Origin of the sequence: Verrucosispora sp. TAA-831 (genome assembly GCF_050780145.1) — a bacterium.
In the GTDB taxonomy this organism is placed as follows: Bacteria; Actinomycetota; Actinomycetes; order Mycobacteriales; family Micromonosporaceae; genus Micromonospora.
In genome coordinates this window covers 2,082,159-2,095,968 of sequence record NZ_CP192240.1, presented here as the reverse complement: position 1 = coordinate 2,095,968, position 13,810 = coordinate 2,082,159, and the positions used below count along the sequence as shown (strand labels likewise).

Below are 13,810 nucleotides of genomic sequence, written 5' to 3'. Positions count from 1 at the left end.
GGTCAGGGCTACCGTGGACTGCGGGGATCAGCAGAGGGGGCAACCATGCGAGCACCGAAGGAGCCGACGGGACGAGTCACCGGCCGACGGATCGGTGGATCGGTGGTCGGGGTGGCCGCGTTGGCCGGACTGGCCGGACTGGCGTGGGCGGCCCGGGGCGTACCGGCCGCGCTCGGTGGCCGCCTGACCGGGGCGCGGGCGGAGCGGGCGGCCCGGTCGCCGCAGTTCCGCGACGGGACGTTCCACAACCGGGCGAGCACCCGGACGGCGCCCAATCCGGACAGCAACCTGTTCCGCGAGATGATCTTCGGTAAGCAGCAGCGTCGACCGACCCGGGCCGTGCCGCTGGTGCGGTCGACGCCCGCGCCGGACGTCGACCGGGCCCGCGAGCTGAACCTCGTCTGGTACGGCCACGCCTCCACGCTGATCGAGATCGAGGGTCGCCGGGTGCTGGTCGACCCGGTCTGGAGCGACAGGTGCTCGCCGTCGGACGCGGTCGGTCCGCGTCGACTGCACGAACCGCCGGTACGCCTCGACGAGCTGCCGCAGCTCGACGCGATCCTGATCTCCCACGACCACTACGACCACCTGGACATGGCCACGGTGCGGGAGTTGACCGCCCGGCAGTCGGCGCCGTTCCTGGTGCCGCTCGGGGTCGGCGCGCACCTCGACCGGTGGGGGGTGCCGGCGCACCGGGTGATCGAGCTGGACTGGTCGCAGACGCACCGGGTGGCCGACCTGGAGATCACCTGCACGGCCGCGCAGCACTTCTCCGGCCGGGGGCTGCGGCGCAACGGCACGCTGTGGAGTTCGTGGGTGGTCGCCGGTCGGCAGCGGAAGGTCTACTACACCGGGGACTCCGGCTACTTCGACGGGTACGCCGAGATCGGGGCGGCGTACGGGCCGTTCGACGCGACGCTGGTGCAGATCGGCGCGTACGACCGGGCCTGGCCGGGGATCCACATGTTCCCGGAGGAGGGCGTCGCCGCCCACCTGGATCTGCGCGGCGGGCTGTTCGTGCCGGTGCACTGGGCGACGTTCAACCTCGCCATGCACGACTGGTCCGAGCCGGTGGACCGGCTCTGGGCCGAGGCCAAGGCCCGCGACGTCCGGCTGGCGGTGCCCCGGCCCGGCGAGCGGGTCGTGGTGGACGACCCGCCGCCGGTCGACGGCTGGTGGCAGACGGTCGCCTGAGCTCCTCGGTGTTAGGAGGGGGCCCTTCCTATGCCGTAGGCGTTAGGAAGGTGCCCTTCCTTTCACCGCACCCGCCGCGCGGTCAGAGGACGAAGGCGTCGGTCCAGAGGGCGCCGGAGCGGCCGGACAGGGCGTCCAGCATCGCCACCGCCTGCCCGTCGGTGAGCTGGGCGACGAAGTCCACGATGGCGCGGCCACGCGCCTTGCCGAGCCGGTCCGGGGTACGCGGGTGCAGCTCCGCCTCGGCCAACTCCACCAGGTCGTGCAGCCGTCGGGGCAGACGGGACTCCTCCTCCGGGTCGAGCAGCCACTCCAGCAACGCCTCGACCAGGGTGCCGAGCAGGCGGGCCTGGCCCCGCTGGTGCAGTGCCAGGTCGGGGCGGGCCAGCACGAAGCGGTGGTGGACGAACTTGAGCACCTGCACCTCGTGCCACTGCGCCGGGGCCAGCAGCACGTGCCCGGAGCGCATGCCGGGCTGCTCGACCACGGTGATCGCGTCCACGAAGCGGGTGGTCCACCGGGCGGAGAACCGGGCGACGTACTGTTCCGCCTCGATGGAGCCGTCGAAGGGTACCGCCAGCAGGCCCTCGACCAGCTCCTCCCGGACGTGTTCGACGGCCGCCGCGAAGGCGTCGTCGTCGGCGATCCAGGCGTCCTTGCGGTGCAGTTGGCGGCGCAGCCGCTCGATCGCCGAACCGGGCCGGCGGGCCGAGGTCTGCAACGCCGCGTCGGTGATCGCCCGGAAGCTGCCGCCCTCCCGCTGCCAGGCCATCAGCTCGGCGGCGACGGCACCCTGCTGGAGCACCCCGACGCGATAGAAGTCCTCCACGTCGTGGATGGCGTAGGCGACGTCGTCGGCGGTGTCCATCACCGACGCCTCGACGGTCTGCTGCCAGTCGGCGATCCGCCCGGCGAACGGCGCACGCGCCTGCCGCAGGTCCTCCAGCTCGGTGCGGTACGCCCCGAACTTGGCCGAGCCGCTGTCCGGGTCGTCCGGCGGCGGGGTGGCACCGCGCGGCGGCGGGTCCATCAGGCGCGGGTGCGGGTCCGGGTGGTCGAGCCGGGTCCACGGGTACTTCAGCATCGCCGCCCGGACCGCCGCGGTCAGGTCCAGGCCGGTGGTGGCCGCGCCCCGGATCTCGGTCGAGGTGACGATCCGGTACGACTGGGCGTTGCCCTCGAAGCCGTCGGTGAGGCCGAGCCGGTGCCGGGCCAGCCGGTCCAGCACCCGTTCGCCCAGGTGCCCGAAGGGCGGGTGACCGAGGTCGTGGGCGAGCGCGGCGGCCTCCACCACGTCCGGGTCGCAGCCGCCCAGCTTCTCCACCAGGTCACGTTGCCACCCGTCGGCGGTGAGCCGTTCCGCGATCGCGCGGGCCACCTGTGCGACCTTGAGGCTGTGCGTGAGCCGATTGTGCACCAGCAGACCGGACCCGCCGGGACTGACCACCTGGGTGACTCCGCCCAGGCGGGTGAAGAACGGCGAGCCGACGATGCGGTCCCGGTCCGCGCGGAACGGGCTGGTCGCGAGGTCGCCGAGGGTGCGGGCGCTGCCGCCGAACAGGCGTCGGGCGCGCGGCTCCACAGGTGGTTCCATGATCGCCACGGTAGCCCGGCAGAATGCACCACGGAACCCACACCCGAAGGCGGAGCGACATCGTGACCCTCTCTGTTCATCAGCGCATCGCCGAGGAACTCGGCGTCGCCGAGCGCCAGGTACGCGCGGCCGTGGATCTGCTCGACGGCGGTGCGACGGTGCCGTTCATCGCGCGGTACCGCAAGGAGGCCACCGGGCTGCTCGACGACACCCAGCTTCGTACGCTCGAGGAGCGGCTGCGCTACCTGCGGGAGCTGGACGAGCGGCGGGCGGCGGTGCTGGAGTCGATCCGCTCCCAGGGCAAGCTGGACGAGGCCCTGGAAGCGCAGATCATGGCGGCCGACTCGAAGTCCCGCCTGGAGGACATCTATCTGCCGTACAAGCCGAAGCGGCGGACGCGGGCGCAGATCGCCCGCGAGGCGGGGCTGGAGCCGCTGGCCGACACGCTGCTCGGCGACCCGACGCGGGACCCCCGGGAGACCGCCGCCGGCTACGTCGACGCGGACAAGGGGGTGGCCGACGCCGCCGCCGCGCTGGACGGGGCGCGGGCCATCCTGATCGAGCGGTTCGCCGAGGACGCCGACCTGATCGGCACGCTGCGCGAGCAGATGTGGTCGCGGGGCCGGCTGGTGGCCCGGGTCCGCGAGGGACAGGAGTCGGCCGGCGCGAAGTTCGCCGACTACTTCGACTTCGCCGAGCCGTACCCGAAGCTGCCCTCGCACCGCATCCTGGCGATGTTCCGGGGCGAGAAGGAGGGCGTGCTCGACCTGACCATGGACCCGGAGACCGACGGCGACGCCGACACGGTCACCGGCCCGACCCGGTACGAGGCGGCGATCGCCGGCCGGTTCGGCGTCGGCGACCAGGGGCGGCCCGCGGACCGGTGGCTGGCCGACACGGTGCGCTGGGCGTGGCGTACCCGGATCCTCATCCACCTCGGCGCGGACCTGCGGATGCGGTTGTGGCAGGCGGCCGAGGAGGAGGCCGTCCGGGTCTTCGCCACCAACCTGCGTGACCTGCTGCTGGCCGCGCCGGCCGGGGCCCGGCCGACGATGGGGCTGGACCCGGGGCTGCGGACCGGGGTGAAGGTGGCGGTGGTGGACGCCACCGGCAAGGTGGTCGCCACCGACACGATCTACCCGCACGAGCCGCGCCGACAGTGGGACGCCTCGATCGAGACACTGGCCCGGCTCGCCGGGGCGCACCAGGTGGAGCTGGTGGCGATCGGCAACGGTACGGCCAGCCGGGAGACCGACAAGCTCGCCGGTGACCTGATCAAGCGCTTCCCGCAGCTCGGGTTGACCAAGGTGATGGTCTCCGAGGCGGGTGCCTCGGTCTACTCCGCCTCCGCGTACGCGGCGCAGGAGCTGCCCGGGATGGACGTGTCGCTGCGTGGCGCGGTCTCCATCGCCCGCCGGTTGCAGGACCCGCTCGCCGAGCTGGTGAAGATCGACCCGAAATCCATCGGCGTCGGGCAGTACCAGCACGACCTGTCGGAGGTGAAGCTCTCCCGGTCGCTGGACACGGTGGTGGAGGACTGCGTCAACGGCGTCGGGGTGGACGTGAACACCGCGTCCGCGCCGCTGCTGACCCGGGTCTCCGGGATCGGCGCCGGGCTGGCCGAGAACATCGTGCTGCACCGGGACGCCAACGGGCCGTTCCGCAGCCGCTCCGACCTGCGCAAGGTGCCCCGACTCGGGCCGAAGGCGTTCGAGCAGTGCGCCGGCTTCCTGCGCATCCCCGACGGCGACGACCCGCTGGACTCCTCCAGCGTGCACCCCGAGGCGTACCCGGTGGTGCGCCGGATCCTGGCCAGCACCGGACAGGATCTGCGGACGCTGATCGGCCGGTCGGCGATCCTGCGCGGCCTGCGGGCCACCGACTTCGTCGACGACACGTTCGGTCTGCCGACGGTCACCGACATCCTCGCCGAGTTGGAGAAGCCGGGGCGCGACCCGCGTCCGGAGTTCAAGACCGCCACCTTCGTCGAGGGCGTCGAGAAGATCGGCGACCTGACCCCGGGGATGGTGCTGGAGGGCGTGGTCACCAACGTGGCGGCCTTCGGCGCCTTCGTCGACGTCGGGGTGCACCAGGACGGTCTGGTGCACGTGTCGGCGATGTCGCGCACCTTCGTCAAGGACCCGCGCGAGGTGGTGAAGTCCGGCGACGTGGTCAAGGTGAAGGTGCTGGACGTGGACGTACCGCGCAAGCGCATCTCGCTGACGCTGCGGCTGGACGACGACGCGGAGGCCGCCCGCGGCGGTCCGCGGGAGCGCGGTGGCCGGGAGAACCAGGGCGGTCGGGAGAACCAGGGCGGTCGGGAGAATCGGGGCGGCCGGGACGGCGGCGGGCAGGGCGGTGCCGGGCAGGGCGGACGCGGCGGCGGTCGCGGAGACCGGGGCGGGCAGCGCGGCGGGCCGCAGCAGCGGCAGGGCCGGGGCCCGGCCGGGCCGGCGAACGACGCGATGGCCGAGGCGTTGCGTCGCGCCGGACTGGCCTGAGCCCCTCCCCGGGTGAGCGGCGTACGGTGAGCGCCATGGCGGGCGACGAGGACTGGCGGGAGCAGCGACGGCGGGCGGTGCACGCGCACGCCGAGGCCGAGTCCCGGGCCCGGGCCGTGGAGCAGGCCGCGGCGACGGAGCTGGTGCAGCGCTTCGTCGCCGACGCGACCGCGCGCGGGCTGCGCACCGAGCGGCTGCGGGTGACGTCCTACGACGGGCGGCACCGCTACCGCACCGGCCTGACCGGCTGGTACGTCGACCGGGCGCGCTCGCGGGCGGTCGACGCCCGGGGGAACTTCTATCTGCTGACCGTGCCGAACAGCGTGCGTGCGCTGCTGTTCGGCGCGGTCTGCCCGCCGGTCCCGCCGCCGCTGGTGGTCGGCCGGGGCGGCCGGGACGGCGAGTCCCTGCCGCTGGCGGAGCTGCTCGACCGGCGCCTGGACGCCGGTGACGACTGGCCCTGACGCCCTCGACGCGGGCCCTGACGCCCTCAGCGTCGGTGGACGTCGACCACCTCGGACAGCGCCTGCTCCACCCGATGAGCACCGGCGGCCACCGAGAAGACCCGCTGGTAGTGCAGCCGACCGGCCTGCCCGAGCAGGTCGAGCTTCTCCCGGCCGAGGTCGCAGAGTTCGCGCAGCGCGGCGGCGATCGAGTCGGGGTCACCGGGCCGGGCGGTGATCCCGGCCCCGCTGTCGCGGGCCACGTCGGCGGCGTCCCCCTCGGCGGCCACCAGCAGGGCCCGTCCGGCGGCCAGGGTGGCCTGCACCTTGCTCGGCATGGTGTACGCCGACATGCCGCCGGGCCGAAGGCTCACGTAGTGCGCGTCGCCGGTCGCCATCAACGCGGGCATCCGTTCCCGGGGCAGTTGCCCGAGGAAGCGCACGTTGGCCGCGCCCGACTCCTCGGCCCGACGGCGCAGCCGTTCCTCGGTGGTGCCGGAGCCCGCGATCACGCAGACCAGCCGGGGGTCGGCCACCCTTGCGCAGGCGTCCACGAGCGAGTCGAGCCCCTGTGCCTCGCCGAGCGCACCGGCGTACACCAGGACCACCTGGTCGGGGCGCACGCCCAGCTCCGCGCGCAGGTCACCGGCGCGGGGCCGGGGTGTCTCGTCCGCCCACATCGGGATGTGCACCAGCTTCTCCCGGGGCACGCCCCGACCGGCGAGCAGGTCGACGGCGCCGGGCGAGACGCAGGCGACCCGGGCGGCGCTGCGGTACATCGCGCCGCACCAGCCGGCCATGCCCCGCTCAACGGTCCGGGACAGCCGCCCGGTCCCGAGGAATCCGCTGGCCACCACGCTGTCCGGCCAGAGGTCGAGGACGTGCAGCAGCACCGGCACCCGGTGGGCGTACCGGGTGAACCACATCGGCAGCGCGACGCTGATCGGCGAGTTACCCACCCAGAGCGCGTCCAGCCCCCGCAGCACCGGCGTGCCGGAGGTCAACGCGGAGACGGCGAAGGAGCCGTAGTTGGCGACCCGACGCAGCGCGGAACGGTCGTGGCTGGGATAGAGCGCGACCCGCCGGATCCGGGTCGCGCCGACGGTCTCGTCCCGGCGGCGGGCCATCCGGTAGCCGGGGGCCAGTCGCCCGGTCGGGTAGTTGGGGAAGCCGGTGAGCACCTGCACCTCGTGCCCCCGTCCGGCGAGGGCGGTGGCGAGCATCCCGGGCAGGGCGGCCGGGCCGGGCTCCGGGTCGAACCATTGCGTGAGCAGGCCGATCCGCATGCGCCTCATCCCGTCTCCAGTGGGGCCAACGGGCGTACCGGCGGCACGGCGCCGTCGGTGCGCCACAGCGCGGTCAGCGACTCGCGCAGGTCGTACGCGGGTGCCCAGCCGAGCACCCGCCCGGCACGTGTGGTGTCCGCGCACATCCACGGCACGGTGGCGGAGCGCCCGGCGTCGGCGGCGAACCCGCCGTCGCGGACGTCGCCGGTGAACCCGGCCACCTCGGCCAGCAGCCGGACCACGTCGCGGACGGCCACCGCCCGGCCGCTGCCGACGTTGACCACCCGGTCGGCCGTGGGCGCGCTGCGCACCGCCGCCAGCACCGCCGACGCCACGTCCCGCACGTCGACGAAGTCGCGGTACGTGTCGTGCAGTCCCAGCGCGATGCCATCGTCCCCGGCGGCGCGGGCCGACCTGATCAGCGCGGTGACCCGGCCGAGCACGTTGCCCGCCGGGATGCCCGGCCCGACCGGGTTGAAGACCCGCAGCACGACCGTGTCGACCCGGCCCGCCGTACCGGCCAGCTCCGCCAGCCGGGTCGCGGTCAGGTGACTGAGCCCGTACTCGTTGACCGGCGCGCACGGATGGTCCTCGGTCACCGCGAGGCCGTACGGGACGGCGCCGTACTCGGCGGCCGACCCGATCCGGACCAGTCGGGCCGTCGGCACCGCCTCCGCCATCGCCTCGACGAGCTTGGCGGTGGCCAGCACGTGCGCGCGGACGAAGTCGTACCCGGAGCCGACGATCCGGCCCGCGGCGACCACCACCGCGTCGGGCCGTTCCCGGGACAGCAACGCGATCAGCGCGGGAAGGTCGATGCGGACCAGGTCGCAGGCCGACCGGTCGGGTGCCCGGACGTCGGCGTGCGCGGCGAGCAGCGCCCCGACGTGCCGTCCGAGGAACCCGCCGGCGCCGAGCAGCAGCACCCGGTTCATCGGCGGTACGCGGGATCCGCCTCGGCGACCGTCGACTGCCCTGGATTGCCGGTGAACTCGTGCCAGGTGGCCGCACCCGGCGCGGAGATGCCCTGGCGGCTGGCGACCACCCAGACGGTGGCCAGCACGATCTTCAGGTCCAGCAGGAGCGAGCGCCGGTCGACGTACTCGACGTCGTGGGCGAACTTGACCTGCCACTCCAGCGCGTTGCGGCCCCGGACCTGCGCCAGCCCGGTGATGCCGGGCCGTACGTCATGGCGGCGGGCCTGTTCCGGGCTGTAGAGGTCGAGGTACTGCACCAGGTGCGGGCGGGGACCGACGACGCTCATCTCGCCCCGTAGCACGTTCCAGAACTCGGGCAGCTCGTCCAGGCTGCTGGCTCGCAGCCAGCGGCCGACCCGGGTCAGGCGCTGCGCGTCGGTGACCAGTCCCCGGTCCGGGTCGGGGTGCCGCATGGTCCGGAACTTGACCATCTCGAACAGCTCGCCGTGCAGGCCGGGCCGCTTGTGCCGGAACAGCACCGGCCGACCGTGCGCGATCAGCACCACGAGGGCCACCAGGGCCATCAGCGGTGCGCCCAGGACCAGGACGAGGAGGGCGCCCACGACGTCGAGCAGCCGCTTCCACCGATCGTACGGTCGCCAGGTGGCCGGATCCTCGGCGATCCCGCGCGGACCCCTCGCCGCGCCGGCAGCCCCGGCACGCGTGTGCGTCGCATGGAGAGCAACTTTTGACATGCGATACGCATATCATTCTCCGCTGCGCCGGATCGCGCTTTCACATTTCGTGGCGCACTGTTCGGACCGTACGGTGGAATGAATTTCGCTCACCTGCCACCCACACGCGGACAATCCGAATGAGACTCCTCTTTCAATTCAGGAAAGCCGTCCCGGATCAGTTCGTGAATCGGTATGTTCGCCGGTGGACGCCGTCCCGACGGCATCGCGGAACACTCGACAGGGAACAGGCAGGGCCAGATGTGATTTCCTCGCTAACGGATCGGCGATTTCTGATTACCGGTGGCACCGGATCATTCGGCCAGACGATGGTTTCCCGGCTGCTCGACGCCGGGGCCACCGAGGTGCGGGTCCTCAGCCGCGACGAGTCCAAGCAGGACGCGATGCGACACCGCCTGCGCGACGACCGGGTCCGCTACTACGTGGGCGACGTCCGTGACTACGACAGCGTGCTCAGGGCCGCGCGGGGCATGGAGTTCGTCTTCCACGCCGCCGCGCTCAAGCAGGTCCCGTCCTGCGAGTTCTTCCCGTTGGAGGCGCTGCGCACGAACGTGCTCGGGAGCGCCAACGTCGTCGAGGCCTGCGAACGGGTCGGGGTCGAGACGCTGGTGCTGCTCAGCACCGACAAGGCGGTCTACCCGGTGAACGCGATGGGGATGACCAAGGCGCTGATGGAGAAGGTGGCCCAGGCGCACGCCCGGAACAACCCGCAGGCCCGGACCCGGGTCTGCTGCGTGCGCTACGGCAACGTCATGTACTCGCGCGGCTCGGTCATCCCGCTGTTCATCGAGCAGATCCGCCGGGGCGCGCTGCCGACCGTCACCGAGCCGTCGATGACCCGTTTCCTGATGTCGCTGGCGCAGTCGGTCGACCTGGTCGAGCACGCGTTCCGCGACGGGCAGCCGGGCGACGTGTTCATCCGCAAGGCCGACGCCTGCACCATCGGCGACCTGGCCACCGCCCTGTGCAACCTGTTCGGGGTGCCCGCCAAGTTCGACGTGCTCGGCATCCGGCACGGGGAGAAGCTCTACGAGACCCTGGCCAGCCGGGAGGAGCTCGCGCACGCCGAGGACCTGGGCGAGTTCCTCCGGGTGCCGGTGGACAGCCGCGACCTGAACTACGCCCTCTACTTCGAGGAGGGCAACGTCGAGCGGGGCGCGTTGGCCGACTTCCACTCGCACAACGCGCGCCGGCTCTCCGTACCGGAGATCGAGACGCTGTTGCGGACCCTGCCCGAGGTACGGGCGCAGCTCGACGTCGCGGCGGCTGCCGCCGTGCCCGCATGACCGAGCGGCGCGGCGCCGACCCGGGCGTGGGCGGCGGCACGACCGATCGGGTGCCCCGGCGGCGCGACCAGGCCGACGCCGCACACCCCGGCCGACAGGGCGGTGAGTCGGGCTCGTCGCGCCCGGCCGCCCGGCGGGTACTCGTCGTCGGGGTCACCGGCATGCTCGGTCACGCCGTCCTGCGCGAACTGAGCGCCGATCCCGACCTGGACGTGCACGGCCTGGCCCGGCGGGTCGACGACGAGGCGGGGTGGTTCCCGGCGCACCTGCGCGACCGGATCACCACGGGCGTCGACGCCACCCGGTTCGCCGAGGTCCGCCGTTTCCTCGACCTGCTTCGGCCGGACGTGGTGATCAACTGTGTGGGTGTGATCAAGCAGCGGCCGGACGTGCAGGAGGCGGTGCCGACCGTCACGCTCAACGCGCTCCTGCCGCACCTGCTCGCCGCCGCCTGCGTCGATCTCGGCGGCCGGCTGGTGCACGTCAGCACCGACTGTGTCTTCTCCGGTCGACGGGGCGACTACGCCGAGGACGACCTGCCCGACCCACCCGACCTGTACGGGCGGTCCAAACTGCTCGGTGAGGCGACCGGACCGTCGGCGCTCACCCTGCGCACCTCGATCGTCGGCCACGAGTTGACCTCGCACCGTTCCCTGGTGGACTGGTTCCTCGCCCAGCGGGGTCAGGTCCGGGGCTTCACCCGGGCCGTCTACACCGGCGTGACCACCGTCGAGTTCGCCCGCCTGCTGCGCACCGTGGTGCTGCCGCGCGAGGACCTGACCGGGCTCTACCACGTCGCGGCCGATCCGATCACCAAGCACGACCTGCTGCGGCTGGTCGCCGAGGTGTACGGCTGGCCCGGTGAGCTGGTGCCGGACGACGGTTTCGTCTGCGACCGCTCGATGCGGGCCGACGCCCTCGCCCAGGCCACCGGCTACCGGCCGCCGGACTGGCCGGAGATGGTCCGGGCCATGCACGCGGCCCGGGCCCGCTGGACCGACGCGGACCGGCCCGGCATCCGGGTCTGACGGCGGACGAGGACGACGACCCGCCGGGCCGCGTGGTACGCGGGCCGGCCGCGAGGCGGAGGACAGCACGTGATGAACCGTTTGGCCGAGTGGGGCGTCGTCGCGGGGGCGGCGGCGCTGGTCGTGGTCACCACCCTCGTCGCGGTCGACGCCCCGCTGGTCGCGATCGGGCTGACCCTGCTGCTCCTGTTGGTCGCCCTGGTCCGCCGGGTGGACGGGTGGCGGTGGTTGCTGGGGCTGACCACCGCGCTGCTGGTCTGCGCCTCGTCGGACCTGCCCGCCCTGGTCGAGGTGAGCTTCTATCCGCGCTACGCCGCGGTCGCCGCCCTGGTGGTGTGGGGGCTGTGCCGGCCGGTCCGGGTCCCGGTCCGGCTCGCGCCGTGGACCGGTGTCCTCGTCGCCGCGCTCTGGTCGGTCGCCGGGCTCGCCACGCTCAGCACCGTCTGGTCGGTGGTCCCGATGGAGACCTTCCAGCGTGGGGTGGCCCTGGTGCTGCTGGCCGCCCTGGTGCACGTGCTGGTGCGGCGGCGGTGGTCCGAGCGTACGGTGATGCTCGCCGACCTGCGGACGGTGTACCTGGTCCTCAGCGTGTCCGCCCTGGTCAGCCTCGGGTACGGGGTCAGCGGCGGCGTGCTGACCGCCGCGCTGGCCAGCAGCCAGCGGTTCCAGGGCATCTACAACAACCCGAACATGCTCGGCATCGTGTGCGCCCTGGCCATCCCGCTGGGCTGGGCGGTGTACCAGCAGTTCCGCCGACCCGTGCTGCTGCTCGGCGTCCTGCCGGCCGGTGTCTGTCTGCTGCTGTCGCAGTCCCGGACCGGCATCGTCGCCGTCCTGGTCGGTGCCGCCTGGGTCCTGCTGCGGCACGGGTTCGGGCCGGTGGTCCGGGCCGCCACGGCGGTGACCGCGACGCTGCTGGTGGCGCACCTGTTCAACCTGCTGCCGGTCATCTTCTCGGCACCGTGGATGCAGCGGGTCGTGCTGCGCTTCACCGATCCGGAGGGCGCCGACCTGTCCAACGGCCGCACCGAGATGTGGCAGGCCACCGTCGACCTGTGGTGGCAGAACCGGCCCACGCTGGGTTTCGGGTACGCGTCCCGCAACCACCTGTTCGAACTCGCCAGCTACGACGAGTTCTTCGGCGCGGGCGTCAGCGTGGTGCACAACAGCTACCTGCAACTGCTGCTGGAGCTGGGGCTCACCGCCGTCGTCCCGCTGGTGGCGCTGCTGCTGGCCGCCGGGCGCGGCGCGCTGCGCGCACCGGTGCGCGGGGCCAACTCGGGCCTGGTCTGGCTGGTGGTCAGCGGCGTGCTGGTGCAGTTGACCGAGTCGGCCATCTTCGGCACCGGGCAGCCCTACCCGTACGTGTTCTGGCTCGCGGTCGCCGCCCTGCTGCACCGGCCCACCGCCGACCCGGACGAGAAGGCCGGGGTCACCGAGGGCGTACGCACCCGGCCGGGTCGGCGGGCACCCGTCGGGCTGCCCGGCTGAGACCGGCCGCCCGTACGCGACGGATCTCCTCCGGCCGCACCGGGCAGGCGCGGGAACGCCGGTCGCGTCAGCGCCGGGCGGCGGTCAGGAACGCGGTGACCCGGGCCTGCCAGGCCCGGTGGTCGAACGACTCACGGGCCCGGGACAGGGCGGCCCGGCTCATCGCCGCCCACTCCTCGTCCCGCAGGCGCAGCGCCCGCTCGATCCCGCGTCGGACGTCGTCCGGGCCGTTGCCGTCGAGCACCAGGCCCTCGACGCCGTCGTGCACGTGGGCGGCCAGGTCGCTGGTGTGGTTGAGCAGCACCGGGCAACCGGCGGCGAGGCTCTCCGGCACCTTGGACGGGAAGCCGTGCGCGGCGTACCCCCCGGTGGGCCGGACCAGCATCGAGAAGTGCGCGCCGCCGAGCAGCGTGAGCACGGTGTCGCGGGGTACCCGGCCGAGGAAGGTCACCTCGGCCGCCACCTCGTCCAGCAGCGCCGGGTCCAGGTCCGACCCGGTGGCGGCCTGCTCGCGGGTGATGCCCGCGATGGTCAGGCTGACCCGTCGCTGATCGGCCGGGGCGAGCCGGCTGATGCCGCGCACGATCACGTCGAGCATGTCCTTGCGGCCGGGGGTGCCGGCGTAGACCAGCCGCAGCCCGTCGACCAGCGACGGTGTCCGGGGCGGCGCGAACTCGGCGCAGTCCACCTGCGGCGGCACCACCAGCACGTCGAGGCCGTACGCGGCGAGGTGCTCGGCGAGTGCGCCGGTCACCGCCGTGGCCCGGTGCACCAGCCGGGTGGCCAGGAAGGTCGACCAGCGGTGCCGCACGAAGTACGGGGTGAGCCAGCCGTGCGCGAACTGGTGCCGGTCGTGGCGTTCGCTGGCGTCGACCACCACCGGGGCGCGCAGCGCGAGCCGCAGCACCGCCCAGTTGCCGAGCGTCATCATCGCCATCGGCAGCAGCACCACGCCGATCTCGTCGCGGTCCACGCCCGCACGGCGCAGGGCGCGCAGCACGCGTACCGGTCGGGCCAGGCGGGCCGCCATCCGGGTGAGCCGGTTGCCGCCCCGCACGCGCAGCGTGACCAGGTCGATGCCGGCGAGGTCGCCGAACTCGCCGGGGAAGGGGACCTCGCAGGGCCAGTCGTTGACCACCAGGGTCCGCTCCCCCTCGGGCGCGGCGCTGCGGGCGAGTTGCCGCAGCCGGTTGGAGGTGGCGTCGCCGTACGGGAAGGCGTACGCGCCGACGAGCAGCGGCCGGGCCGGGCGTACCCGGATCGTCGACCGACGGCGCTGCTCCGGGCCGCGTACCAGGGTGCTGTCGTTCATCTC

At 73.4% G+C, this 13,810-nt stretch carries 11 protein-coding genes; 6 read left to right on the top strand and 5 right to left on the bottom strand.

Translation table 11 applies throughout. The features are described from left to right. Positions 1 to 45: 45 nt before the first annotated feature. Entirely contained in the window at positions 46 to 1,194 is a 1,149-nt protein-coding gene (locus ACQVFL_RS09475) for an MBL fold metallo-hydrolase (RefSeq protein WP_431729189.1), read from the top strand. Between the two features lie 82 nt (positions 1,195 to 1,276). On the opposite strand, the gene ACQVFL_RS09470 is transcribed toward ACQVFL_RS09475, so the two are convergent. Beyond that, complete coding sequence (locus tag ACQVFL_RS09470; protein ID WP_431729188.1) at positions 1,277 to 2,788, bottom strand: deoxyguanosinetriphosphate triphosphohydrolase family protein; 1,512 nt, start codon at positions 2,786 to 2,788, stop codon at positions 1,277 to 1,279. 62 nt (positions 2,789 to 2,850) lie between these two features. Between ACQVFL_RS09470 and ACQVFL_RS09465 the strand changes: the two genes are divergently transcribed. Together ACQVFL_RS09465 and ACQVFL_RS09460 are read left to right on the top strand one after the other, a co-directional pair. After that, positions 2,851 to 5,289 (top strand): Tex family protein, encoded by a 2,439-nt coding sequence (locus ACQVFL_RS09465; protein ID WP_431729187.1) that lies wholly within the window; start codon positions 2,851 to 2,853, stop codon positions 5,287 to 5,289. A 35-nt stretch (positions 5,290 to 5,324) separates the two neighbouring features. Continuing rightward, the gene (locus tag ACQVFL_RS09460) at positions 5,325 to 5,753 is read left to right on the top strand and encodes a hypothetical protein (protein WP_396691252.1); all 429 of its coding nucleotides are present in this window, start codon (positions 5,325 to 5,327) and stop codon (positions 5,751 to 5,753) included. Positions 5,754 to 5,779: 26 nt separating this feature from the next. Here ACQVFL_RS09460 and ACQVFL_RS09455 read toward each other — a convergent pair whose 3' ends face one another. From ACQVFL_RS09455 to ACQVFL_RS09445, 3 genes are read right to left on the bottom strand one after another with little or no spacing between them, the layout of a single operon-like run. Further along, a complete protein-coding gene (locus ACQVFL_RS09455; protein ID WP_396691254.1) occupies positions 5,780 to 7,027 on the bottom strand; it encodes a glycosyltransferase family 4 protein in 1,248 nt (415 codons plus the stop codon). Next, positions 7,024 to 7,953 (bottom strand): NAD-dependent epimerase/dehydratase family protein, encoded by a 930-nt coding sequence (locus ACQVFL_RS09450; RefSeq protein ID WP_396691256.1) that lies wholly within the window; start codon positions 7,951 to 7,953, stop codon positions 7,024 to 7,026. The genes ACQVFL_RS09455 and ACQVFL_RS09450 overlap by 4 nt, the downstream gene beginning before the upstream one ends. Beyond that, positions 7,950 to 8,570: a sugar transferase gene (locus ACQVFL_RS09445; RefSeq protein ID WP_431729804.1), complete on the bottom strand. Its 621-nt coding sequence runs from the start codon at positions 8,568 to 8,570 to the stop codon at positions 7,950 to 7,952. The genes ACQVFL_RS09450 and ACQVFL_RS09445 overlap by 4 nt, the downstream gene beginning before the upstream one ends. Positions 8,571 to 8,932: 362 nt before the next feature. Here ACQVFL_RS09445 and ACQVFL_RS09440 point away from each other — a divergent pair, with 362 nt between their 5' ends. The 3 genes from ACQVFL_RS09440 (at position 8,933) to ACQVFL_RS09430 (ending at position 12,495) form a co-directional block, all read left to right on the top strand. Continuing rightward, a complete protein-coding gene (locus tag ACQVFL_RS09440) occupies positions 8,933 to 9,976 on the top strand; it encodes a polysaccharide biosynthesis protein (RefSeq protein ID WP_396691258.1) in 1,044 nt (347 codons plus the stop codon). After that, positions 9,973 to 11,004, top strand: a complete 1,032-nt coding sequence (locus ACQVFL_RS09435) for a dTDP-4-dehydrorhamnose reductase family protein (RefSeq protein WP_431729186.1) — start codon at positions 9,973 to 9,975, stop codon at positions 11,002 to 11,004. The genes ACQVFL_RS09440 and ACQVFL_RS09435 overlap by 4 nt, the downstream gene beginning before the upstream one ends. A 72-nt stretch (positions 11,005 to 11,076) precedes the next feature. After that, positions 11,077 to 12,495, top strand: coding sequence for an O-antigen ligase family protein (locus tag ACQVFL_RS09430; protein WP_396691262.1), 1,419 nt, complete (start codon positions 11,077 to 11,079; stop codon positions 12,493 to 12,495). A gap of 67 nt (positions 12,496 to 12,562) precedes the next feature. On the opposite strand, the gene ACQVFL_RS09425 is transcribed toward ACQVFL_RS09430, so the two are convergent. Beyond that, the gene (locus ACQVFL_RS09425) at positions 12,563 to 13,807 is read right to left on the bottom strand and encodes a glycosyltransferase (RefSeq protein ID WP_396691264.1); all 1,245 of its coding nucleotides are present in this window, start codon (positions 13,805 to 13,807) and stop codon (positions 12,563 to 12,565) included. Between the last annotated feature and the right edge of the window lie 3 nt (positions 13,808 to 13,810).

Bases quoted from the DNA above. Each gene is read 5' to 3' on its own strand.
- ACQVFL_RS09475 (WP_431729189.1), top strand. From the start codon at position 46: ATGCGAGCACCGAAGGAGCCGACGGGACGAGTCACCGGCCGACGGATC.
- ACQVFL_RS09470 (WP_431729188.1), bottom strand. From the start codon at position 2,788: ATGGAACCACCTGTGGAGCCGCGCGCCCGACGCCTGTTCGGCGGCAGC.
- ACQVFL_RS09460 (WP_396691252.1), top strand. From the start codon at position 5,325: ATGGCGGGCGACGAGGACTGGCGGGAGCAGCGACGGCGGGCGGTGCAC.
- ACQVFL_RS09455 (WP_396691254.1), bottom strand. From the start codon at position 7,027: ATGAGGCGCATGCGGATCGGCCTGCTCACGCAATGGTTCGACCCGGAG.
- ACQVFL_RS09450 (WP_396691256.1), bottom strand. From the start codon at position 7,953: ATGAACCGGGTGCTGCTGCTCGGCGCCGGCGGGTTCCTCGGACGGCAC.
- ACQVFL_RS09435 (WP_431729186.1), top strand. From the start codon at position 9,973: ATGACCGAGCGGCGCGGCGCCGACCCGGGCGTGGGCGGCGGCACGACC.
- ACQVFL_RS09430 (WP_396691262.1), top strand. From the start codon at position 11,077: ATGAACCGTTTGGCCGAGTGGGGCGTCGTCGCGGGGGCGGCGGCGCTG.
- ACQVFL_RS09425 (WP_396691264.1), bottom strand. From the start codon at position 13,807: ATGAACGACAGCACCCTGGTACGCGGCCCGGAGCAGCGCCGTCGGTCG.